The 22,950-nt window shown below is 66.9% G+C and carries 21 protein-coding genes; 8 read left to right on the top strand and 13 right to left on the bottom strand.

The window, feature by feature from the left end; genetic code table 11:
• Window positions 1-54: 54 nt before the first annotated feature.
• Both M673_RS15805 and M673_RS15800 read right to left on the bottom strand, forming a co-directional pair.
• Window positions 55-1,038: a tripartite tricarboxylate transporter substrate-binding protein gene (locus M673_RS15805; protein WP_061977020.1), complete on the bottom strand. Its 984-nt coding sequence runs from the start codon at window positions 1,036-1,038 to the stop codon at window positions 55-57.
• A gap of 630 nt (window positions 1,039-1,668) precedes the next feature.
• Window positions 1,669-1,878 (bottom strand): cold-shock protein, encoded by a 210-nt coding sequence (locus M673_RS15800; RefSeq protein WP_061977018.1) that lies wholly within the window; start codon window positions 1,876-1,878, stop codon window positions 1,669-1,671.
• 420 nt (window positions 1,879-2,298) lie between these two features.
• Here M673_RS15800 and M673_RS25110 point away from each other — a divergent pair, with 420 nt between their 5' ends.
• A complete protein-coding gene (locus M673_RS25110; protein ID WP_274534660.1) occupies window positions 2,299-2,430 on the top strand; it encodes a hypothetical protein in 132 nt (43 codons plus the stop codon).
• Between the two features lie 127 nt (window positions 2,431-2,557).
• On the opposite strand, the gene M673_RS15795 is transcribed toward M673_RS25110, so the two are convergent.
• The 6 genes from M673_RS15795 to epmA all read right to left on the bottom strand — a co-directional run bounded on the left by M673_RS15795 (window position 2,558) and on the right by epmA (window position 6,819).
• Complete coding sequence (locus tag M673_RS15795) at window positions 2,558-2,758, bottom strand: hypothetical protein (protein WP_061977016.1); 201 nt, start codon at window positions 2,756-2,758, stop codon at window positions 2,558-2,560.
• Window positions 2,759-2,834: 76 nt separating this feature from the next.
• Entirely contained in the window at window positions 2,835-3,722 is an 888-nt protein-coding gene (locus tag M673_RS15790) for an EamA family transporter (protein ID WP_061977014.1), read from the bottom strand.
• A 303-nt stretch (window positions 3,723-4,025) separates the two neighbouring features.
• Window positions 4,026-4,208, bottom strand: coding sequence for a hypothetical protein (locus M673_RS15785; protein ID WP_061977012.1), 183 nt, complete (start codon window positions 4,206-4,208; stop codon window positions 4,026-4,028).
• A 185-nt stretch (window positions 4,209-4,393) separates the two neighbouring features.
• Window positions 4,394-4,666, bottom strand: a complete 273-nt coding sequence (locus tag M673_RS15780; RefSeq protein ID WP_061977010.1) for a hypothetical protein — start codon at window positions 4,664-4,666, stop codon at window positions 4,394-4,396.
• Window positions 4,667-4,720: 54 nt separating this feature from the next.
• Window positions 4,721-5,770: a lysine-2,3-aminomutase-like protein gene (locus M673_RS15775; protein WP_061977008.1), complete on the bottom strand. Its 1,050-nt coding sequence runs from the start codon at window positions 5,768-5,770 to the stop codon at window positions 4,721-4,723.
• A complete protein-coding gene (gene epmA / locus M673_RS15770; protein WP_061977006.1) occupies window positions 5,767-6,819 on the bottom strand; it encodes an EF-P lysine aminoacylase EpmA in 1,053 nt (350 codons plus the stop codon). The genes M673_RS15775 and epmA overlap by 4 nt, the downstream gene beginning before the upstream one ends.
• A gap of 96 nt (window positions 6,820-6,915) precedes the next feature.
• On the opposite strand from epmA, the gene efp reads away from it, so the two are divergent.
• The 3 genes from efp to M673_RS15755 all read left to right on the top strand — a co-directional run bounded on the left by efp (window position 6,916) and on the right by M673_RS15755 (window position 11,279).
• The gene (efp, locus tag M673_RS15765; protein ID WP_061977004.1) at window positions 6,916-7,485 is read left to right on the top strand and encodes an elongation factor P; all 570 of its coding nucleotides are present in this window, start codon (window positions 6,916-6,918) and stop codon (window positions 7,483-7,485) included.
• A 201-nt stretch (window positions 7,486-7,686) separates the two neighbouring features.
• Window positions 7,687-8,967 carry an O-antigen ligase family protein gene (locus M673_RS15760; protein ID WP_187301277.1) on the top strand — a complete coding sequence of 427 codons (1,281 nt, stop codon included), beginning with the start codon at window positions 7,687-7,689 and terminating at the stop codon, window positions 8,965-8,967.
• A gap of 311 nt (window positions 8,968-9,278) precedes the next feature.
• The gene (locus tag M673_RS15755) at window positions 9,279-11,279 is read left to right on the top strand and encodes a methyl-accepting chemotaxis protein (RefSeq protein WP_244493280.1); all 2,001 of its coding nucleotides are present in this window, start codon (window positions 9,279-9,281) and stop codon (window positions 11,277-11,279) included.
• 87 nt (window positions 11,280-11,366) lie between these two features.
• Here the strand turns inward: M673_RS15755 and hemH are convergent, their stop codons facing one another.
• The 4 genes from hemH to M673_RS15735 all read right to left on the bottom strand — a co-directional run bounded on the left by hemH (window position 11,367) and on the right by M673_RS15735 (window position 15,043).
• Complete coding sequence (gene hemH, locus M673_RS15750; protein ID WP_061977895.1) at window positions 11,367-12,428, bottom strand: ferrochelatase; 1,062 nt, start codon at window positions 12,426-12,428, stop codon at window positions 11,367-11,369.
• Between the two features lie 118 nt (window positions 12,429-12,546).
• Complete coding sequence (locus tag M673_RS15745; protein WP_061976999.1) at window positions 12,547-12,927, bottom strand: hypothetical protein; 381 nt, start codon at window positions 12,925-12,927, stop codon at window positions 12,547-12,549.
• Between the two features lie 80 nt (window positions 12,928-13,007).
• Complete coding sequence (locus tag M673_RS15740) at window positions 13,008-13,466, bottom strand: hypothetical protein (RefSeq protein WP_061977894.1); 459 nt, start codon at window positions 13,464-13,466, stop codon at window positions 13,008-13,010.
• Between the two features lie 131 nt (window positions 13,467-13,597).
• Window positions 13,598-15,043, bottom strand: a complete 1,446-nt coding sequence (locus M673_RS15735; protein ID WP_061976997.1) for a homospermidine synthase — start codon at window positions 15,041-15,043, stop codon at window positions 13,598-13,600.
• A gap of 183 nt (window positions 15,044-15,226) precedes the next feature.
• On the opposite strand from M673_RS15735, the gene M673_RS15730 reads away from it, so the two are divergent.
• Window positions 15,227-16,204 (top strand): small ribosomal subunit Rsm22 family protein, encoded by a 978-nt coding sequence (locus M673_RS15730; protein ID WP_061976995.1) that lies wholly within the window; start codon window positions 15,227-15,229, stop codon window positions 16,202-16,204.
• 17 nt (window positions 16,205-16,221) lie between these two features.
• On the opposite strand, the gene M673_RS15725 is transcribed toward M673_RS15730, so the two are convergent.
• Complete coding sequence (locus M673_RS15725) at window positions 16,222-18,051, bottom strand: M3 family oligoendopeptidase (RefSeq protein WP_061976993.1); 1,830 nt, start codon at window positions 18,049-18,051, stop codon at window positions 16,222-16,224.
• Window positions 18,052-18,146: 95 nt separating this feature from the next.
• Here M673_RS15725 and M673_RS15720 point away from each other — a divergent pair, with 95 nt between their 5' ends.
• The 3 genes from M673_RS15720 (at window position 18,147) to M673_RS15710 (ending at window position 22,746) form a co-directional block, all read left to right on the top strand.
• Window positions 18,147-19,544 (top strand): sigma-54-dependent transcriptional regulator, encoded by a 1,398-nt coding sequence (locus M673_RS15720; RefSeq protein ID WP_061976991.1) that lies wholly within the window; start codon window positions 18,147-18,149, stop codon window positions 19,542-19,544.
• A 187-nt stretch (window positions 19,545-19,731) separates the two neighbouring features.
• Window positions 19,732-21,621, top strand: a complete 1,890-nt coding sequence (locus tag M673_RS15715; RefSeq protein ID WP_061976989.1) for a DUF882 domain-containing protein — start codon at window positions 19,732-19,734, stop codon at window positions 21,619-21,621.
• Window positions 21,622-22,317: 696 nt separating this feature from the next.
• Window positions 22,318-22,746, top strand: a complete 429-nt coding sequence (locus tag M673_RS15710; protein ID WP_148640099.1) for a MucR family transcriptional regulator — start codon at window positions 22,318-22,320, stop codon at window positions 22,744-22,746.
• Window positions 22,747-22,950: the final 204 nt, after the last annotated feature.

Below are 22,950 nucleotides of genomic sequence, written 5' to 3'. Positions count from 1 at the left end.
CGCCCGCTCGACGGGCGAGCGCGGAGGCCCACCCCTTCGAGCGGCTTGCGAGCGTCAGTTGGCGTAGATGCCCGCGGCCTCGATGATCGGCTTCCACAGCTGGATCTGGGAGGTGAGCTCGGCCTTCAGCGCCTCGGGCGTGGCCTGATCCGCAGGGACGGGCGCAGTGCCGAGTTCGGCGAAGCGCGCCTTCACCGTCTCGTTCTCCAGCGCCTTCTTCAACGAGGCTTCCAGGCGCGCGACGATGGCGGGATCGACACCCGCCGGCGCATAGAGCCCATGCCAGACGCCGATATCGAGCTTGTCCAGTCCCGATTCCTTGGTGGTGGGCAGGTCGGGCAGCGAGGCCAGGCGCTCGGGCGAGGTCACGGCATAGGCCTTCACTTCGCCGGCCTTGATCTGGTTGGTCGTGTTGGTGGTCTGGTCGCACAGGAGATCGACCTGCCCGCCCACGATATCGGTCATGGCGGGCGCGGCGCCCTGGTAGGGCACCGTCACCATCTGCACGCCGAGCGTTTCCTGCAGCAGCATGCCGCAGAGATGCGAGGCCGAGCCGATGCCGGCATTGGCGTAAGTTGTGTTGGTGCCGTTTTCCTTGAGATAGGCCACGAGGTCGGCGGCGTTAGCGGGCGCGAAATCCTTGCGCGCCACCACCGTCATCGGTACGGAGGTGACGAGCCCGATGGGGGCGAAGTCCTTCAGCGGGTCGAAGCCGAGATTGCGATAGAGCGTCGGCGCGGTGGACATGCCGATATGATGGAGCAGCAGCGTGTAGCCGTCCGGCTTGGCCTTGGCGACCTGGCCCGCGCCCAGCGTGCCGCCGGCGCCGCCGACATTCTGCACCAGAACCTGCTGGCCGAGATCGGCCGACATGGACTGCGCGACGAGGCGTGTCACCGTGTCGGTCGGCCCGCCGGCGGAGAAGGGGACGATGATCGTGATGGGCTGCTGGGGATAGGAACCTTGAGCTCCGGCCGGCAGGGCGATCGTGGACGCGAGAGCGATCGAGGCCAGGAGCCCCTTGAATGAGAACGACATGTTTCCTCCCAGAAATGTCGATTCCGCCGAGCGGCGTTGCGCCAAGTGGACGGCAAGCAAATGCGCTTGTCCAGCCACGGGCCGACATCGACGGATCGCCGCGAAGGAGGCTCGGCGAAGAACGGAAAAAGCGGCGGAACCGGGCTCGGAGGCGCGATCCCATGCCATTTCAGCGGGGATCGGCGTGCTTTAGCTCCTGCAATCCAGGCCGAAGCGCGAGCCTCTGCGGTCTGGACTCACGAAGATGTTAACCACCGGCGCGCCGACATGCCGTGTTTTCGACAAGCGGGTGAAGGGGCAAGCAGCGATCAAAGTCGTGCGAAGGGAGGTGGCCCATTGGAAGCGGAGCCGTATTGCCTCGTCTTTGAGCGCGAGGCTGGGGCTGCTGGAAGCACTGCGATGGACGCAGACCATGAGCTGGGATCGGTGCGCCGACACGAACGGGGTGCCCAAAAAGCAAAACCCTGCGGCTCGCGTGAGCGCAGGGTTCGCAGGGGGCGAGGATCTTACGATCGACCCGCCTTATCACTCCCCTCCTGCCGCCAGTACATCCGTGGTCGGCGGGAGGGATGCGATGATCTTGGATATCCGGTTCGGCTTGCCGAAACCTGGATAGACGCCTGAAGGGATTTAGATCGCCTTGAGGCTGTCGGCCGACATCTTGCCGGTACGACGGTCCGCGACGAGTTCGAAGCTGACCTTCTGGCCGTCCTGCAGGGTCTGCAGACCAGCGCGCTGAACGGCGCTGATGTGGACGAATGCGTCTTGACCGCCGTTGTCCGGGGCGATGAAGCCGTAACCCTTGTCCGTATTAAACCATTTCACGGTTCCCGTAGCCATGGGATACCTTTCTATATCGGCGTGTTCGTTCAAGGCGCAGGAAGTGCACCCGTCTGCATCGAAGTCTGCTAAGAAATGGATTGGTCTTGCGCTGGGCCGCAGCGCGGGGACAAACTTTCCGGCCATCGTTCGATGCGATTACTATGAGGACCAGTCCCCTGCTTTTCAAGCGGCGGGACCATTTTATTTTATATCCTACCGAAGCGCTTTCCAAGACACGTGTGGACTGGGGCGCGGTCCGCTCTCTTTGGGCGCGCATCTCCCCGTCGAACGCCCGGACGCAAAGGATTTCTGGAGCTTGAGCGGAACTTGTGGCGCGGAGAACACAGGGGGAACAATGTCGGATTTCCGCCAACGATCCTAACCACTCCTAAACCGAATCGGCCGAATTTTGGGTCCGCCAGCTAGGAATGGACCACCATGCTTCTTGATCGCGTGATGACCTTTGTCGTCGACATGACCGCTCTCGCCCTGACGGCCGCCGGCATCTTCGCCGCCGCATGTCTCGCCTTCCCGCCGCTGCCGCAGTTCATCCTGCGAATGGTCGGCTGAGGCTTCGACACGGGTACGCCATGACGGCTCGCCCGACCAAACGGGACGAGACCTCCGGGGTTCCGTCCCTTCCCATCTTTTTCACGACTCGAACAGTTTGAAGCGCAGGCTTCTCGGCTCCCGGCGATCAGGACGGATGAGCCTCCGGCTCGGCGTCCTCGTCCTTTCCCACCAGTTTGTCCGCCATGCGCCGCTCCTCGGCCTCACTGAGGGGGATCGGGCGGCCCGTGTCGTCGGGCAGTCCGCCCGCGCTTTGGGCGATGCTGGTGTCGCGGGGCCGGCTGTTCGGGCCGTCGGAGATCGACTGGAGCTTGGGTTCGTCGCTCATGATGCTTGCTGCCTTCTGACCGTCTGTCCGGTCTCAACGCGCAAGGGCGGCGAAAGTGTCCGCGCGGCTCGCGGTGTCAGGCGCGGGCCGACTTCCAGCGGGGATAAAGCAGGCCGATCACCAGACCGCTCATGACGAGCAGGGCGGCGGCTATCTTCCAGGACGGCAGGGATTCGCCGAGCCAGAGCGCCGAGGCGCCCATGCCGAAGAGCGGCACCAGCAGCGCCAGCGGCGTGACCAGCGCGGCAGGGTGGCGCGCCAGGAGCCAGCCCCAGGCGGCATAGCCGAACATCGTGTTGCCGATCGTCTGCCAGAGCACAGCGGCCCAGGTGACGCCATCGGCCGCCGCCAGCCCCTGGCGCATCGCGGGCCAGCCTTCCAGCGCGAAGGAAAGGGCGAAGAGGGGCGGGGCGGAGAAGAGGCTCGCCCAGACGACATAGGGCAGCATGTTCGTCACCCCGCTGGCGCGCGCGACGATGTTGCCACCGGACCAGGACAAGGCGGCCAGCAGCACCAGCACGAGGCCGAGCGGCGTGGTCGAGCCGTCCGTATGCGTGAGGATCACCCCGAGGCCGGCAATGCCCAGGAGCAGCGCGACACCTTGGTAGGGCCGCACGGTTTCGCCCGACAGGCGCATGGCGAGGCCGATGGTGAAGAAGACCTGCGCCTGCACCACCAGCGAGGCGAGGCCGGGCGAGATCTCGCTTCGCATCGCGACGAAGAGAAGCCCGAACTGGCCGGCCCCGATCAAGACGCCATAGGCCGCCAGATGCCGCCAGGGCACGGGCGGGCGCGGGAGGAAGAACACGAGCGGAAAAGCGGCGAAGAGAAAGCGCAGGGCGGCGAAGAGGAGCGGCGGCAGATGCTGCAGCCCGACATGGATCACGACGAAATTCGTCCCCCACACGGCGACCACCGCGAGGCCGAGAAGGAAATGCCGAAGCGGAAGGAGAGGCGTGTCCATGGCCGGCCTTTGCGAGCGTCCCGAAACCCGAAGAGCGGGTTGCGCTTGTCGCCTCTTAGGCCCGTCACGCCGGTTTGAACAGCGCGGCTCGATCGGGCCGAAGGGCGCCTGACGCCCTTCGGCGGGGTGGAGTGTAGCTTAGAGCCTGTTTGGAAACTCGGTCGGGTCGGTCCGACGGGTCTTTTTCGCTGTCACTTCGTTGCCAATCCTCGCCGATGCGCCCTCGCATCGACTGCGTTTGGCGCCTCGCGACACCCAAAAATCCCTCGCCGGCCCTCCGCCGCCGAATTTCCAAACAGACTCTTAGGCCGCCGGGCGGCGGCGGACATAGCCGGCCGAAACGGTTCGGCTCAGTTCCAATTCCAACTCGCGCTGGCGGCGCACGAGATTGCGAAGCGCCTGAAGCGTGTCGCCGTCGACTTCGGCAAGTGCCTGTTCGATCGTGCGGTCGAGGTCGTCCGGGGTCTGAAGGGCGGGATTCGCCATGGCTCGATCTCCGATTCTGATAGGGGAGACCATCGCATGGAGCGCCCTCAGGTGGCTTGCCCGCCCCTGGATTTCCCCGGCTAAATCGCAATGCGGCGACGGTTAAAACGTTGGAAAACGCCGGGCCGAGACTTGCCTTGGAACGTGCGCGTGCCAGCGCGAAACCGACTCGGCTGGATTGCCCGTCAGCGTGTCGGCGCGTGGAAATCGGGCGGCTTGCGGCCGATCCAGCCGAGGAAGCGCTCGAGCTTGGGGTGGCTTGCCAGCGGCACGCTCTCCGCCTCCAGACGCGCCAGTTCGACATTGGTGAAATTGGCATGGATGGTGCGGTGGCAGATCGGATGAACCGGCACGGTCTCGCGCCCGCCCCGGCTCTTGGGGCGGGGATGGTGCCACTCGACGCGCCGGCCGAGCGGCCGGGCGCAGAGCCAGCAGCTTGTGGGCTCGGGTGCGCGCATAGGCCGAATTTGGCAAGCGAGGGCCGCCCTCGCAAGGCGCTGCGGCGAAACGGGTCAGTCCGCCTTGACTGGTTTGGGAGGGTAGGGGTGGAAGAGACCCGACGGGTCCTCCACCCGCCAGCCGCCCGGCGCCTCAATCAGGTAGGATGGGCCCACCGGTACCTTGCCGTGGCCACCGGGAATGTCGAGCACGTAGGTCGGCTGGCAAAGGCCCGAGATGCGCCCGCGCAAGGAGCGCATGAGCGCCTGTCCTTCGGCAAGGCCCGTGCGCAGATGGCCTGTGCCCGGCGCGAGGTCCCCCTGGTGGAGATAGTAGGGCTTGATCCGGTTCTCCACGAAGCGGCGCATCAGGAGGGCGAGGGCGTCGGGGTCGTCGTTGACGCCGCGCAGGAGCACGCTCTGGCTGACCAACGGAATGCCGGCATCCACCAGACGCGCCACGGCCTCGCAGGCGGCGGGGGTGAACTCGCTGGCATGGTTGGCGTGAAGCGCGACGAAGACCGCGCCCCCGAAACGCTTCAGCGCCGCGACGAGTTCGGCCGAGACGCGCGCCGGCTCCACCACGGGAACCCGCGTGTGAAACCGCAGGACCTTCACATGCGCGATCGCGCCCAGCCGCTCGGCGAGATGGGCGAGGCGGCGCGGCGACAGCGCGAAGGGATCGCCGCCCGTCACCACCACTTCCCAGATTTCGGGCCGGCTCGCGACATAGGCGAAGGCGGCGTCGAGCTCGGCCTCCGACAAGGTGCCGAGCCCTTCGGGGCCAACCATCTCGCGCCGGAAGCAGAAGCGGCAATAGACCGGGCAGACGTGCAGCGGCTTCAGGAGCACCCGGTCGGGATAGCGATGCACGATGCCGGGAACGGGCGAATGCGCGGCGTCGCCGATCGGATCGGCCGCTTCCTCTGGCGTCTGCACCAGCTCGGCCTCGTCGGGCAGGAACTGGCGGGCGATCGGATCGTCCGGCGCCTCGATCAAGGCGGCCATGTCGGCCGTCACCGAAACGGCATAGCGCGCCGCGACGGCGGACAGGGCGTCCAGCCGCTCAGCCGGCGCGAGGCCCGCCTCCACCAGCGCCTCGGCCGAGCGCAGAACCCGGCTCACGCGTCGAACTCCGCGACCGGCGTCCAGATCACGTCGTCGACCCGGGCGGCTCCCAGCGCCAGCATGGCCAGTCGGTCGAAGCCGAGCGCGATGCCGCTCGCCTCGGGCATGACGGCGAGCGCCGCGAGGAAGTCTTCGTCCAGCGGATAGCGCTCGCCATAGACGCGCTGTTTCTCGTCCATCTCGGCCAGAAGCCGGCGGCGCTGCTCGGCGGCGTCCGTCAGCTCGCCAAAGGCGTTGGCGAGTTCCACGCCGCAGGCATAAAGCTCGAAACGCTCGGCCACGCGCGGGTCGCGCGGCGAGCGCCGGGCAAGGGCCGCTTCCGCCACGGGATATTCGTCGAGGATCGTCGCGCGGCCGTTGCCGATCGCTGGCTCGACCCGCTCCACCAGGGCGCGGCTGAACAGATCGGCCCAACTGTCATCGGCGGTCGCGCGCAGGCCCGCTTGGCGCATGGCCTCCGCCAACGCGCCGCGATCCGTCGCGCCGGCCTCATCCACCGTGTCCAGAATGTCGAAGCCGACGAAACGGCGAAACGCCTCCGACACGCTCAGCCGTTCGGGCTCGGCGAAGGGATCGGCGGTGCGCCCCCGGAACGCGAACTGCGTCGTGCCGGCGGTTTGCGCGGCAAGGCGCAGGAGCGCGGCGCAGTCCGCCATCAGGCACTCGTAGCTTTGGCCGGCGCGATACCATTCGAGCATCGAGAATTCGGGCGAATGGAGAGCGCCGCGCTCGCGGTTGCGATAGACCGGCGCGAAGGTGAAGAGGCGTGTTTCGCCGGCGGCCAAAAGCTTCTTGCAGGCGAATTCGGGCGAGGTGTGGAGGTAGAGCGGCTGGCGCGCGCCGTCGATGCGCAGCATCTCGGTGGCGAAGGCGGAGAGATGCGCCTCGTTGCCGGGCGAGACCTGAAGCGCGGCGGTCTCCACCTCCACGAAGCCGTCAGTCTCGAAATGGCGGCGGATCGCAGCCTTGATCCTGCCCCGCTGCAAAAGGCGCGGACGGCGGTCGGCATGGACATGGGGCGCCCACCAGGGCGATCGGTCGGTCATGGCGGCTCGGAACTCGAAAAGGCGATGGCGGCTGGCGGATGGGGCGAAGATGCGTTACGGCGCTCCCAACCAAAGCCATACGAAGGAACACCACCCGTGAAGGTGATCGCCAGCTCGCTCCGCAAGGGGAACGTCGTCGAACGCGAAGACGGCAAGCTCTATGTCATTCTCTTTGCCGAGAACATCCATCCTGGCAAGGGCACCCCGGTCACCCAGCTCGACATGCGCCGCATCTCGGACGGCACCAAGGTTTCCGAGCGCTACCGCACGACCGAGCAGGTCGAGCGCGCCTTCGTGGAGGAAAGCGACCACACGTTCCTCTACTCGGATGGCGACGGCTTCCACTTCATGAACCCGCAATCCTTCGACCAGCTGACGGTGCCCGAATCCGTCATCGGCGACGCCGCGCCCTATCTCCAGGAAAACATGACCGTTCAGCTGTCCGTCTATGACGGCAGCGCCATCTCGATCGAACTGCCGCAGCGCGCGATCTACGAAGTGGTCGAGACCGAGCCGACCACCAAGGGCCAGACGGCCTCCTCGTCCTACAAGCCGGCCGTCCTCTCCAACGGCGTGCGCACGCTGGTTCCCCCGCATATCGCGACGGGCACGCGCATCGTCGTCATGACCGCCGACGGCTCCTATGTCGAGCGCGCCAAGGACTGATCGTCCCGCACCCCGGCCTCGGCTCGTCCGAGGCCGGGGTCGATCTCACGAACGCCGCTTCATCGGTTAGGCTCCGGTGAGGCGCCGTTAACCCTCATGCGCCAAGATCGGCGATCGGGCCGGGCCGTCGCGCAAGGGGTTTTTCGAAGTGTCTTCGTTCGCGGGGTGGATTGGGCCGGCGCGGGCCGCGCGGGGCGCGGCATGAGCGAGCTTGCCGTTCCGGCCGCGCCGCGCTCGCAGGCTTCGGTCGAAGCCGTCTATGCGTTGCGCACGCTTCTGGCGACCCTGATCCTCACGGTCGGCTTCGTCAGCCTGACCCCCTTCGCCTCCATCTATACCGGCGACACGGGTGGCAACGTCTTCAATCAGCTGGGCTACGGGCTTCTGGCCGTGGTCGCGCTGGTGGGGCATCTCGTGTTCACCGAGCGCCGGGTGGTGCGGTCGCTCCTGCGCCCGAGCTGGGTCCTGCTGGTGGCCTGGTTCGCCTTCTCCGCCTTCCAGACCGCCGATCCGCCGGACACGCTACGCGGCGTCGTCTTCGCCACGATTTCCATGATCGCGGCGACGGGCGCGCTCTGCCTGCCGCCGGACGGGCGCTCCCTGCGCATCGCGCTCGGCGTCTCGGTGCTCGTGGTCCTGGGTCTTTCCTATCTCGGCGTCGTGGTCTGGCCGAGCCTCGGGCGCCATGTCGGCGACGTGCATGACGGGCTCTGGCGCGGCGTTTACAGCCACAAGAACGTCGCCGGCGCGGCCATGGCGGTGTATTTCTTCGCCGGCATCTACCTGTTTCGCATGGGCAATCACGCCATCGGCGCGCTGATCGCGGTTCTGTCAGCCCTGTTCATCCTGCGCACGGGGTCCAAGACCTCGCTCGGCCTGACGGGCATCGTGTTCGCCATCGTCATGTCGGCGCATGTCCTGCGCCTGCGCGCCGCGCCCGTTCTCCTCTCGCTCGCCGCGCTCCTGGGCGGAGCCGCGTTCACGGTCGGAACGGTGATCTTTCCCTGGTCGCACGACATGGTTCAAATGGTGGCGCCGGGCACCAGCTTCACCGGCCGTCTCGAACTCTGGCGCTTCGCCCTCGATGCCTTGGCCAGCCATGGCTGGACGGGCTACGGGTTCGGCGCCTTCTGGACGCCGGTCAATCTGGTGCAGCACGAAGTGCCGATGGAATTCGCCTGGGACCCGCGCGGCGCGGTGAACGCGCACCAAGGCTATCTCGACCTCGCGCTGTCGATCGGCTGGCCCGGCCTCGTGCTCGGCCTCTGGGTGCTGGTCGGGGCGCCGATGCGCTCCTACCTCGGCGTCGGTCCGGGGCGCGAAAGCACACGGCTCGCCGACTTCTTCCTGATGTCGCTCCTGTTCCTGCTGCTCAACGCGCTCTTGGAAAGCTTCTTTTTCGAGCGGGCCAACACGCTCTGGGTCATGACCTTCTTCTGCGTCGCCGGGCTCAACCTGCTCGGGCGGTTTCGCGCGGAGTAGGCGCACGGCGTCTATGTGTCGTTATGTGCAACTGTTCCGGTTCTAAACCCACTTGGGCGACGCTTTGGCCTGAAAAGGCACCAAGCTGCCGAGATTTCATGATTAAACTTTCATGACAGCGCCCCGCTCCGCAAGGCATTGAAGCGTCGGGATTTCGCGAAGCGCGGACGTGTTTCACGCTATTTCATCTGGATTGATGCCGACAAATGCGGTGAAGGCTTTTATCCCGCGATAAGTCTTCGGGAGCAGACACCATGCGAATCCCAACGGGTCACCAGCCCGTGGGGCCGTCCGAGACGATGGAAATCCGCATGAAGCTGACCATTGGCACCAAGCTCGCCGCGACGTTCGGCACTCTTCTTCTTCTGACAGGCGGGGTCGGCCTGTTGAGCGTGACCTCGCTCGACCAGAGCAGCCGCACCATGGCGGAGTTCACCCGCCGACCCTTCGAAATGGTGCAGGCGACGGTCGGAATCTCCGCCGATCTGGAGCGCATCCATCGCATCGTCCGCGCCGCCTATTCCTCGGACCAGACGGGGGAGATGAGCGCCGACTACGAGGCGGCCTGGGCGTCGCTCGAGGCGCAACTGGCGCGGTATGAGGCGGCCAAGTCCGGCGAGGCGGGCTCGGGCGGCGGGGATCTCGCCGACCTCGTGCGGACCCTGCGCCCGGTCTCCGACGAAGCCTTCCGTTTTGCGGAGGTGACCGACCTCTGGGCCGTCGCCCATGCGCGTCAGGCGCTGGTGCCGATCGAAAGGGAGCTGACCGGCAAGCTGCGCATGTTGCGCAGCCAGCTGACGGGCCAAGGCGACGCGAGCTTCGCCGCGCGCCTAAGCCTGTCCGACATCGAAACCAACATGTTCGAGACCCGGCTTTCCCTGGTGGATGTCCTGGCCACGGCCGATGCCGACACACGGCAGGCCGCGTTCAAGCGGTTCGAGAGTTTGAAGAAGCTCGCCACCCGCAAGTTTGACGATCTCAAGAGCGCTGCTCCGATCGGCACCGAGCGCCTGATCGGCCAGATCGGGGAAAGCTGGAACCAGTCTCTCGCCCAGATGCAGCCGCTCGTTGACGAGGGGATGAAGGCGCGTGCGACGGAGGCGACGCACTATCTCGACACGGTGCAGCGCCCGGCCGCCGAGCGCGTTCAGACCCGGCTCGATGCGTTGACGCGCGAGGCGCAGCAAGCCGCCGAGGGCTTCAAGGCCGAGGCGGAGGCCTCCTATCACCGGATGCGGGCGCTGCTGGCCGTGCTGGTCGGCGCGGCGCTTCTGTTCGGCACCGGCACCCTGATCTGGCTCACCCGCTCCATCGCCCTGCGCCTGCGCCGCTCCTTGCGCCTCGTCGACGCACTCGGCGCGGGCGACCTGACGCAGCGGGTCGAGCCGAGGGGCGGGGATGAGATCGCCGATCTGCAAAAGGCCATGGCCGGCATGACCGCGAAGCTCGCCGATATCGTGGCGGGCGTTCGCGCTTCGTCGGCGTCCGTGGCAGCCGGCTCCAACCGCTCGACCGAAACGGCCGAGGCGCTGTCGGCCGGCTCGGCGCGTCAGGCCGCCGCGTCCGAGGAGGCCTCGGCCGCGATCGAGGAAATGACGGCCAATATCCGTCAGAACGCCGACAACGCGGCGGTGACGGAAACGATCGCGCGGCGGGTGCGCGAACACGCCGTGTCCACCGACGAGGCGGTCTCGCAGTCCGTCGAGGCGATGAAGACCATCGCATCGGCGGTGCGGGAGGTGCAGGAGATCGCGCGTCAGACCGACCTCCTGGCGCTGAATGCCGCCATCGAGGCGGCCCGCGCCGGGACGAACGGTAAGGGCTTCGCGGTCGTGGCTTCGGAGGTGCGCAAGCTCGCCGAACGCAGCCAGATCGCCGCCGCCGGCATCGCGAAGATTTCCGTCGAGACCTTGGGCGTCGCGCAAGGGGCGGGGGCCCGCCTCGCCGAGCTTCTGCCCGAGATCAACCGCACCGCCGACCTCGTGTCGGAAATCTCGTCGGCCTGCCACGAACAGTCGATCGGCATCGAGCAGATCGCGCGCGCGATCACGCAGCTCGATCAGGTGACGCAGGCCAATGCCGGCGCCGCCGGTCAGATGGCCGCGACGGCCAGCGACCTCAGCAACGAGGCCGGCCAGCTCGCGGACGCCATGACCTTCTTCCGCTTGAACGAAACCGGCGAGCCTGAGCGGACCGAACAGGCCGCGCGTTCGCCCGAAGGCGCAGGCACACCACAGGAGGCGACGCCGTTGGAAGGTGCCGAAGACCCAGCCTGGATCGCCGCCACCGAGCCCGTGCGTCGCCGCGCCTAGAAGAAGGCTTGCGCGCGGCGGGGCATCCCGTCCCACCGCCCGCCTTCCTGAAGCCATTCCCGTGAAGCAGGGTTCACGGGAATGGCTTCAGCCGAGCCAGCCGCGCAGTTCGCGGCGCACCATATGCTCGATCACGTCCATACCCGGCTCGGAATCGTTGAGACAGGGGATGTGCGAGAAATGCGTGCCGCCATGTTCGCGGAAGATTTCGCCGGCCTCGCCCGCGATCTCCTCCAGCGTTTCCAGGCAGTCCGAAACGAAGCCGGGATTGAGCACGGCGATGCGCTTCACGCCCTCCTTGGCCAGCGCCTCCACCGTCTTGTCGGTGTAGGGCTGCAGCCATTCCTCCGGCCCGAAGCGCGATTGGAAGGTCGTCATGAAGCGACCCTTGGCCCAGCCGAGCCGTTCCTCCACGAGGCGGGAGGTCTTCTGGCAATGGCAATGGTACGGGTCGCCCTTGCGGAAATAGCTCTGCGGAATGCCGTGATAGGAGGCGATCACGCGCTCGGGCTCGAAGTCGAGCGAGGCCAGATGCGTCTCGATCGAGCGGGCCAGCGCGTCGATATAGACCGGATCGTCGTGATAGGCGGGCACGGTGCGGGACGCCGGCATCCAGCGTTGCGCCGACAGGTGCTCGAAGAACTTGTCGTTCACCGTCGCCGTGGTCGAGGCGGAATATTGCGGGTAGAGCGGGTAGCACAGGATGCGCTCGCAGCCTTGGCTCATCAGCGCGTCCATCCGCTCGGCGATGGACGGATTGCCGTAGCGCATCGCCCAGTCCACCACCACGCCGGCATCCCCGGCCATGCGCGCGGCGAGCTTCTCGCCCTGCGCGCGGGTGAAGGTGCGCAAGGGGCTCTCGTTGCGCTCGTGGTTCCAGATCTGCTCGTAGGCATGGCCCGACTTCTTGGGCCGCGTATTGAGTACGATGCCGTAGAGAATGGGATACCAAGCGGCGCGCGGCCATTCGATGACGCGCTTGTCCGACAGGAACTCCTTGAGATAGCGGCGCATCGGCTTGAAGTCGGTCCCGTCCGGCGTGCCGAGATTGACGAGAAGCACGCCGATCTTCTTGGGGCGAACCGGCGGATGGCCGACGGGAAGGGGGCCGATTTCGGTGCTGGCGGCGCGGGAAACGGGTGCGTTCATGAAAGGTCCGGACAGGGGCCGTGCGCGGCCGACGAATGCAAAGCGGCGGCGCCTTCCGCTCTGGAAGGCGCCGCCGGGCATATGGGAGCCGGACTGCCGGCCGGCAATGATCGCGAGATCAGACTCCGGCGCGGCGGGCCAGCTCGAAGCGGGCGCCGGCGGAATTGACGCAGGCCAGCCGCTCGGCCGACATGAGGTTGCAGTTCACCGACTCCCGCGTGTTGCGCGTCGTGGAGGTGAAGATGATCGCGACCTGGGTCGGGCTGGTCTTGGTGTAGGAGCCGTCCGCCAGGACGCGCGCGCCGTCCGCCGTCTTGGAGGTGAAGCGCCCGGCCGAGAAGGACGAGATATAGGCGACGGGGCCTCCGACCGAGTTCCACTGGCCTTCGATCACCGCCTGGGGCGGGGCGAGGGCGATCTGTCTCTGCGGTTCGAGCTGGCAGCCCGAAAGCGCGCTGGCGGCGCCGACAAGGCTGGCGAGGACGAGGGCGGGGCGCATGATCGAAAGCTCCGGGATCAAGGTTGGGCTGAAAGGTCGAACTGGGACTGCGGACGAAAGACCGCGTTGCGCGCTGCCGGTCAAGCGACCGATGCGTCGTTGCGGCGCGCCGAGATGACGGAATGGATGGAGGCGATGGTCTCGATCGAGCGGATGCGGCCGTCGCTGGTGAAGCCGAACCAGTACATGGTCGTGCCGGTGACCAGCGAGCCGTTCTCGTCCTGCCGCGTCCAGTCGCACCGACTGGCCGCGTTCTCGTCCTCCACGATCGTGCCACGCGGCTTGTAGGAGATGTAGCTCGCCCGTTTCAGGAGTTCGTTGAGGAAGGACTTGGCCTCCTCCTCCCCGTTCAGGCGGTATTCTCCCTCCATCCGGTCGAACCAGGGCGCGTCGAAGATGCCCGCGTTGTTCTTGTTCGAGAAGATGGCGCCTGGCGCGAAGTGGCGGGAAATCGATCCGGACGAGCCGGACATGACCGCGTCCATGATCTCCTTCACCACGATCCGCTTGCGCTGGGTATCGTCCGACGTTTCGCCCACGACCAACTCCCAAGGCGCATCAAGCAGTTACCGAAGCCAAAGGGTAGTGCATGTCCTTGTCATGACCAGCGCCTAAAGAAAAAGCCGCGGAAGAATCCGCGGCTTTTCACCAACTTTTCGTTGGCCGGGTGTCAGCGAACGAGGATGTTGCGGAACTGCCAGGGGTCCTTCTCGTCCAGGTCCTCGGGGAAGAGGCCCGGACGGTCGGTCAGCGGCGTCCAGTCTGTGTAGTAACCCTTGACCGGGCCGAGATAGGGACGCTGCACTTCCAGGCAGCGGCGATAGTCGATCTCGTCCGCTTCCACGATGCCGGCCTCCGGGTTTTCCAGCGCCCAGACCATGCCGGCGAGCACGGCCGAGGTCACCTGCATGCCGGTGGCGTTCTGGTAGGGCGCGATGCGGCGGGTTTCCTCCAGCGACAGCTGCGAGCCGTACCAGTAGGCGTTCTTCTCGTGGCCGTAGAGCAGCACGCCGAGCTCGTCGATGCCTTCCACCAGCTCGTTCTCGTCGAGAACGTGATGCTCGGGCTGGATCTTGCCGGCCGCGCCGAACAGCTCATGCAGCGAGAGAACCGCGTCGTTGGCGGGGTGGTAGGCGTAGTGGCAGGTCGGACGATAGGTGACCTCATCCTCCTTGTTGCGATGCGTGAAGTAGTCGGCGATCGAGATCGCCTCGTTGTGCGTGACGAGGAAGCCATACTGGGCGCCGGGCGTCGGGCACCAGGAGCGCACGCGCGTGTTGGCGCCGGGCTGGTCGAGATAGATCGCCGCCTTGCAGCCCTTCTCGTGGTCCTTGGCGTTCTTCGGGCGCCACTTCTCGTGCGTGCCCCAGCCGAGCTCGGCCGGCTGCATGCCTTCCGACAGGAAGCCTTCCACCGACCAGGTGTTCCAGAACACGTTGCGGGGCTTGGGCTTGGCAGAAACCTGCGTGTCGCGCTCGGCGATGTGGATGCCCTTGACGCCGACCTTCTTCATCAGCTTCGCCCAGCCCTCGCGGTCGTTCGGACCGGGCTCCACGAAGTCGAGATTGGTGTCGCGCGCGATGTCGACCAGCGCCTGCTTGACGAACCAGGAGACCATGCCCGGATTGGCGCCGCAGGTGGAAACCGCCGTGGTGCCGCCGGGGTTCTTGCGCTTCTCCTTGCGCAGCGTCTCGCGCAGCGCGTAGTTCGTGCGGTCCGCGTTGGAGAGCTTGTCGTCGAAATAGAAGCCGAGCCAGGGCTCGATCACGGTGTCGATGTAGAGAACGCCGAGCTCGCGGCACAGGCGCATCAGGTCGACCGAGCCGGTGTCGACCGAAAGATTGACGCAGAAGCCCTGGCCGCCGCCTTCGGTAAGGAGGGGCGTCAGCAGGTCGCGATAGTTCGACTTGGTGACGGATTCCTTGACGTAGCGGACGTTGCGCTCGTCGAGCAGATGCCGATGCGTGTCGCGCGGGTCGATCACGGTGAAGCGCGACTTGTCGTAGGTGAAGTGACGTTCGATCAGCGGGAGCGTGCCGCGCCCGATCGAGCCAAAGCCGATCATCACGATCGGGCCGGTGATCTCGGCATGGATCGGGTGGTTCTCGTTCGCCATTCGGCAATCCTTTCGGTCTGGACTGAGGTCTCCGGGTCGGGCTAGAGCAGATCGCTGTCAAATAAAAGGGGTCGGCCGAAGCCGAGCACCCATGCAAGCCCGTCGGGGCTGCATTTTGCGGGCCCAGGCCGGGCTTTGCGGCCCGCTCGCCCGCCTTTCACCCGCCGCCCGGAGGACGACCCGATGGAACTGCCGCGTCCCCTGCGCGCCGCGATCGACGCCGAGCTGTCGGGCGTTCCCTCCGAAGCCCTGCGCACGGCCTCCGAGGTTCTGTCCGGCCGCTACCGGGCCGAGACACGCGACGGGCGTCTGCATCTTTCCGACGATCTCTTCGCCAAGGCCTATGTCGCCGCGCGCATGCCCGCGACCTTCGCCGCCCTGTCGGACGCGCTGGCGGAAACCGCGAGCGCCCTGCCGGATTTCGCGCCGCGACGGCTGCTCGACGTCGGCGCTGGGCCGGGCACCGCATTGTGGGCGGCCGGCGAGCGGTTCGAAACCTTGCAAGAGGCGACGCTGCTGGAAGCCAGCGCGCCGATCCGCGCGCTCGGGGAGAGGTTGGGGCAGGGGCAGTTCGGCTTCGAGCCGGACTGGCGCGCCGGCACGATCGACCGCGCGGGCGCCGATCTGCCCGCCGCCGATCTCGTGACCCTGTCCTATGTGCTGGACGAGTTGGCACCGCCCGCGCGCCGGGCACTGGTGGAGCTTCTCTGGGCGCGCACGCAGGGCGTACTCCTGATCGTCGAGCCCGGCACGCCCGCCGGATGGGCGCGCATCCTGGAGGCGCGCCGGGCGCTGATCGAAGCGGGCGCCGCGATCGCCGCGCCTTGTCCGCACGAGAGCGAGTGTCCTGTCGAGGCGCCGGACTGGTGCCATTTCTCGCGCCGCGTGGCGCGCTCGCGCGTCCACCTGCGCACCAAGTCGGCCGAGGTGCCCTGGGAGGACGAGAAGTTCAGCTATGTGGCGGCGACGCGGTTGGCGGCGCCCGCCGCGCCGCGCCCGGCCCGTATCCTTGCGCCGCCGGACACCGGCAGCGGCAAGGTCTCGCTGAAGCTCTGCGAGGAGGACGGCGCCCTGCGCCGCCGGCTCCTCACCAAGCGCGACGGCGAAAGCTTCCGCCGTGCGCGCCGGGCCGACTGGGGCGAGACGATCGATCTCGCCTGACGCCCCGCCGGGGTCTCTCAGTCCATCGCTTCCAGCTCGTCGATGAAGCCGGAGATCATGGAAAGCCCGCGATGCCAGAAGGCCGGGTCCGAGGCATCGAGGCCGAAAGGCTTCAGAAGCTCGGAATGGTGCTTCGTGCCGCCGGCCCGCAGCATGGCGAAGTAGCGCTCCTGGAAGCCCTCCTCGGCCTGCTCGTAGACGGAGTAGAGCGAGTTCACCAAGCAGTCGCCGAAGGCATAGGCATAGACATAGAAGGGCGAGTGGATGAAGTGCGGGACATAGGTCCAGAAGCTCTCGTATCCCGGCCCGAGCCGCACGGCGGGGCCGAGCGACCGGGTCTGCACCTCGACCCAGATCTGGCCGATCCGCTCGGCCGTCAGCTCGCCCTTGCGCCGCTCCGTGTGGATCTCGCGCTCGAAGAGATAGAAGGCGATCTGGCGGATCACCGTGTTGATCATGTCCTCGACCTTGGAGGCAAGGAGGGTGCGCCGCTCGGCCTTGTCCCGCGCCTTTTCCAGAAGCGAGCGGAAGGTCAACATCTCGCCGAAGACCGAGGCCGTCTCGGCCAGCGTCAGCGGCGTCGAGGCCATCAGGGCGCCCTGCGGCCCGGCCAGAACCTGGTGCACGCCATGCCCGAGCTCGTGGGCAAGGGTCATCACGTCGCGCGGTTTGCCGAGATAGTTCATCAGGACATAGGGGTGCGCGGAGGGCACGGTCGGGTGCGAGAAGGCGCCGGGCGCCTTGCCGGGCCGCACGCCTGCGTCGATCCAATTGTCCTGGAAGAAGCGGCCGGCAATCTCGGCCATTTCGGGGTCGAAGCCGCGATAGGCGGAAAGCACGGTGTCGCGCGCTTCCAGCCACGGGATGGTGCGGCGCGAGGCGCCGGGCAACGGCGCGTTGCGGTCGTAGAACTCCAGCGCGTCCAGCCCCAGCCAGCGGGCCTTGAGCCCGTAGTAGCGATGCGAGATCGAGGCGTAGCTGTCCGACACGGCCTTGGCCAGCGCGTCCACCACCTCGCGCTCCACCCGGTTGGCGAGGTGGCGTGAATCGGCCACGTCGCCGAAGCCGCGCCAGCGGTCGGAGATTTCCTTGTCCTTGGCGAGCGTGTTGGTGATGAGCGCGAAGGTCCGCACGTTCTCGCCGAACACCTTGGCCAGCGCCTCGGCGCCCTTGCGCCGGACGTCGCGGTCGGCGTCCTGCAGGAGGTTCAGCGTTTCCTCCAGCGCCAGCGTGCGCCCGTCCACCTCGAAGCGCAGCGAGGTCATGGTCTCGTCGAACAGGCGGTTCCAGGCGCCGTGGCCGGTCACCGACTTCTCGTGAAACAGCTCCTCGACGCGGTCTTCCAGCTGGTAGGGCTTGTCTTGCCTGAGATCCACGATCCACGGGCGATAGCGGCCGAGCGCGGGGTTCTCCGCCATGGCGCGGTCCATCGCCGCGTCGTCCACCCGGTTCAGCTCCAGCCCGAAGAAGAGCAGCACGGAGGAGATGTCCGTCACCTCGCCCTGGATGTCGCCGTAGAACTTGGCATTGGCGGGATCGGACGTGTCGCCGGAATAGACCAGCCCGGCATAGGAGACGAGGCGGCCGAGCACCTCCTCGATCTCCTCGAACTCCGCGATCGCCGCGCCGAGCTCTCCGCCGCCGGGCTTCTCAGCTTCTTCCGCAAGACGGCCGCGCCAGCGCTCGTTGAAGGCCTTGGCGCGCGCCGAGGATCGTTCGATATCGGCGGAGATCTGCGGACTGTCGATCGAGGCGTAGAGATCGGCCAGATTCCAGCGGGGCAGGGCGCCCAGATCCGCCTCCTCTTGCGATGCGGAGGGCGACGGGGAAACGGACGATCGGGTCATGAACACCTCGCGAAACGCTTGAGCCGAAGGGCGGGCGAACCCGCCCTCTTCGGGTGGCAGAAAACTCTTCATCGTTGCCATGTCAAATTGGTGCGATGAGCGTGAAAAGCGAACCCTCTGCCGACCGGGCGTTTCGTGTCCTGATCGTGGACGACGATCCCGTGCAGCGGCGTCTCAGCGAGGCGCATGTGGCGCGCGCCGGCGGCCTGACGGACGCCGCCGCCAGCCTCCAGGCGGCGCGCGCGCTGCTGCGGGAAGGCGGCGGCGGGCGCTTTGCCGCCGTCCTGCTCGATCTCGGTCTGCCCGATGGCGACGGTCTCGATCTCCTGCGCCAGTTGCGCGGCGCGGGCGACTCCGTTCCCGTCGTGGTCCAGACGGGGGAGGGGCGGCTCGACCGCGCGGTGGAGGCCATGCGCGCCGGGGCCACGGATTTTCTGGTGAAGCCGGTTTCGCCAGCCAGGGTGCGCGCCGCGATCGAGGCGGCGATCCGCGCCCAGGCCGAGAGGGATGGCGGGGCGGACGTGCCCGAGATGGCCCCGAGCCCGGCCATGCGCCCGGTGCTCGACGCGGCCGATCGCGTGTCGCGCTCCATGGTCCCCGTGCTGGTGCTCGGCGAAACCGGGGTCGGCAAGGAATGGCTGGCCCGGCGCATCGCGCGCGCCAGCGCGCGGGCGAGCAAGCCCTTCGTCGCGGTCAATTGCGGCGCGCTTCCGCGCGATCTCTCCGAAAGTATCCTCTTCGGCTTCGAGCGCGGCGCCTTCACCGGCGCCGAGCGCAGCCGCCCCGGCAAGTTCGCCCAGGCCGACGGCGGCACGCTGTTTCTGGACGAGGTCGGCGAACTCGCTCCCGAAACGCAGGTGAAGCTCTTGCGCGCCCTGCAGGAAGGCGAGATCGACCCGATCGGCTCGACCGGTCCAGTGCGGGTGGACGTGCGCGTCATCGCCGCCACGCATCGTGACCTCGGCGCCGACGTGGCGGCGGGGCGCTTTCGCGAGGATCTGTTCTACCGCCTCCATGTCTTTCCGATCTCGATTCCGCCGCTGCGCGAGCGGCGGGAGGAGATCGCCGCCCTGGCACGACGCTTCGCCGCCGAGCATCTGCCCGGCGCCGATCTTACGCCGGCCGCGCTCGCGCGCCTCGAGCGCCATGGCTGGCCTGGCAACATCCGCGAGTTGGAAAACGCCATCCGGCGCGCGGCCGTGATGGCCGACGGCGCAGTTCTCCAGGCCGAGGATTTCGAGCTTGCGGACAGCTGGTCGCCGGAGAAAGCCAAGCCCCTATCGGTGGTCGCCGACATTGCCTCACCAATGGAGGAGACGGCCGACGAGGACTTCCCAACGCTCGCGCAAGTCGAGCGTGCGCATATCCTTCGCGCGCTCCAGCATTGCGAAGGCCAGCCGACCAAGGCGGCGAGACTGCTGAGAATCGGTCGCACGACCCTTTATCGGAAGCTCAAGGAATACGGGCTGTCGCTGCCCGAATCACCCGCGTAAGCCTGCCCGAAGGGTTGGCAAGACAGAATTTTCACTGGTCGTTAACCATTTTCTTGTGTAGTGGCAAAGAAATTGGAGAGGTGTCATTTTCATGCCGCAGTCCCTTGTGATCTGTTGCCCGGTCGGGGGACAGGTCGCACGAACCGCAGCAGGGGCGTCGACACACACACCGGGGGAATTTGTCCGCATGTTCGGATGGACCGAATGCGTATCGCGACGCGCCGCTCAGCGCGCCGTGGTCTTCCTGGTCGGCCTGATGGCGATGACCTCGGCGGGAATGGTGGCCGCGCGCGCCGAAACCCGCACCCTGAAGCTCTATCACGTCCATCTCAACGAGAAGACGGAGATCACCTACAAGAAGGACGGCAAGTTCCTGCCCGACGGTCTGAAGAAGGCCAACTGGGCGCTGCGCGACTGGCGCGAGAACAAGCCGACCAACATGGACCCGAACCTTCTCGACGTGCTTTGGGAAGCGTATCGCCAGTCCGGCTCGCGCAGCTACATCCACATCATCGGCGGTTATCGCTCGTCCGGCACCAATGCCATGCTGCGCTCGCGCTCGTCCGGCGTCGCGGGCAACAGCCTGCACATGGCCGGTAAGGCGGTGGACTGGTATCTGCCCGACGTGCCGCTGAAGAAACTGCGTGACATCGGCCTTCGCATGCAGATCGGCGGCGTCGGCTATTATCCGCGCTCCGGCTCGCCCTTCGTCCACTACGACACCGGCAAGGGTCGCTACTGGCCGCGCATGAGCCGCCAGGAACTCGCCTCCGTCTTCCCGAAGGGCAACACGATCCATCTGCCCGCCGACGGCAAGCCGCTGCCGGGCTACGAGACCGCGCTCGCCTCCTACAACAAGCGCAAGGGCTCCAACGACATCCAGATCGCCTCGTCGCGCTCCAGCGGCGGCAGGTCGCTGCTCGCCATGCTGTTCGGCGGCGGCAACGAGGAGGCCGAGGACGAGGCGGAGGCTCAGGCCGCGCAGGTCGGCAAGCCCGCGCCCGCCCGTGCCCCCGCGCCGGCCCGCGCCGCGCCGCAGCCCGAGCCCGAGGTCCAGGTGGCGAGCGTCCGGCCGACCCGGCCCGCAGCGCCCGCCGCCTTGCCGGCCGGCGTTCCCATGGCCGAGCGCGACGTGTTCGATAGTTCGGCGCCGCGTCGCTCTACCCCGCCCGCCGCGATTCCCGCCGTCACGCCCCCGCGCCGCGAGGAGGAGGAAGAGGTCGAGGTGGCCGCGCTGGCGCCCTCCCGCGTTCCCTTGCCCTCCAGCGCGCCGTCTCGCCCTGCCGCCGCAAAAGCGCTCGACGCGACGCTCGTCGCCGCGCTGGAAGAGGCGGAGCCGCCGCCGGCTGCCCCGGGCCAGCTTGCCTATGCGGTTCCCATGCCGCGTGAGCGACCGCCCTTCGAGGCCGTGTTGCGAGGCGCCCCGGTCGCCGTGCCGAGCGAGAAGGCTCTGATCACCGAGGCAGACGACGCCTTGACGCCGGAAGCCATCATCGCCGCCGCCATGCCGGAAGCGCCGGTCAGTGCCCCCGTGCAAACGCCGGCCGCCGCCCCGGTTCCCGCCGCTGCCACGATCGCCGTGGCGCAGCATGTCGCGACGCCGTCCGCCCGGCCGCAATCGGCGATCGCCGCTCCGCTTGCGCGGCCGGCGGAAGCGGCGAGTCCGCCGCTGGAGGCGAATGCCAACCTGCGCGTGGCTTCCCTGGAGGCCAAGCCGCCGACGAGCCGGTCGAACCTCGCCCATGCCATGTCCGCCGCGCCGGCCGCCAAGTCCACTGCGCGAACGGCAAGGGGCGGACGTGTCGTTGGCGAAGCCGAAGCAGCGGTCGGCAAGACCGTGCGAAAGGTGAGTCCCGATCAGATCGCCAAGCGCATCGCCATCGCTTCCCTGATCACCAGCCCGGAGCGCCGGGCGATCGAGGAGAAGCTGACGCGGCCCGTCGCCGACAATCTGATCGGCAATCTTCCCAGCGCCGTCTTCTCGCGCGGGTTCTCGCAGAAGGGCGGTTCGCCGGCAGGGCCTCAGCATTTCGAAGGCAATGCCGTGAACTTCCTGCCGGTCCACAAGATCGACTAACCGATTCTGGCCGCCGACCGGGCTGCGGGGCACGACCCCGTTGCCTCGGTAAGAGGTCTGAATGGATCGAAGGGCACCTCCCGGGGTGCCCTTTTGTTTTGCAATGCGAAGAGTGGAATGGCAGCTCGCGCCGCTCACCCATGATCCATCCCCTGGCGCCGCGCGGCGCGCCTTGAAACCTCCCGTTGCATGGAAGGCTTCGCTTTACCGTCGCAGGACAGGGAGACGACCGGGCGGCCGAACGCCCGTAGTGGGAAGGCAGGGCGATCTTCTCTCGCAAGGGAAATATTTGGTCCCTAACATCCTTAGGAAGATCCGACACGTACCCTGCGTCGGCTCTATTGTGTTCCAGCGCCGTGGCAGTTGAACGCGGGCGTCGGGCCTTCGCCTGCACTACGCATGTGGAATTCTCTCGCAGGCTGTGCGTGGATTACCAATCCGTAATATGAGCTCGGCACCCCAAATTCTTGCCTGTGTCATCCACCCGTTGACATTGGGTGAAGTTTGACTGAATACGGCGTGTCCGCTTTGAAAGACTTGGGTGTCGCAACCGACACCTTTTCTCGAAAGCAGGTGCTGATAGACTGGAAGCCATTCGATTTGCTTCTAGATATTTGCTGGTTCGAGCCGCTTGAATGGTAAAGGGCATGGGTGCCGTTCCAAGCGTGATGGGTTGCCTCAAGACAGGTTGAAAAGATGAGCGAGATCGACCAGGTCGACAACTCGGACATGTTGATGGAGCTGACGGCCGAAGTGGTTGCCGCTTATGTCAGCAAGAACTCTTTACCGGTCGGCGACTTGCCGGCCCTGATCCTCGACGTCCATTCCGCTCTTAGCCAAGCCGGCGTCGCGCCCCCCGCGCCCCAGGCCGAGAAGCCCAAGCCGGCCGTGTCGGTGAAGCGTTCGGTGACGGACGATTACATCATCTGTCTTGAGGACGGGAAGAAGTTCAAGTCGCTGAAGCGCCACTTGATGACCCACTACAACATGTCGCCCGAGGAATACCGCGACAAATGGGATCTGCCGGCCGACTATCCCATGGTGGCCCCGAATTATGCTGCGGCGCGCTCGCGCCTCGCGAAGCAGATGGGCCTGGGTTACACGCGCCGTCGCGCGCGCGGCTGACACAGCGCCAAAATTTCCCGACGCGACGGTCCAAGTTCGGTAGGGCAGGCTTTGTAAGCCCTCCGCCTGGGCTTTGTTGCATCGCGTTCGCTCGAACTTAGGTTCGGGTTGCTCGAAGATGATGCGGCTTCGTCTTGCCCCTCGCACCATATGACCTCGAAGCCGACGCTACATATCCCAAGACGGTTTGATCGAGATGGGTCC

This window comes from Aureimonas sp. AU20, assembly GCF_001442755.1.
Taxonomy (GTDB): domain Bacteria; phylum Pseudomonadota; class Alphaproteobacteria; order Rhizobiales; family Rhizobiaceae; genus Aureimonas.
This window is presented reverse-complemented; position numbering and strand designations above follow the sequence as displayed.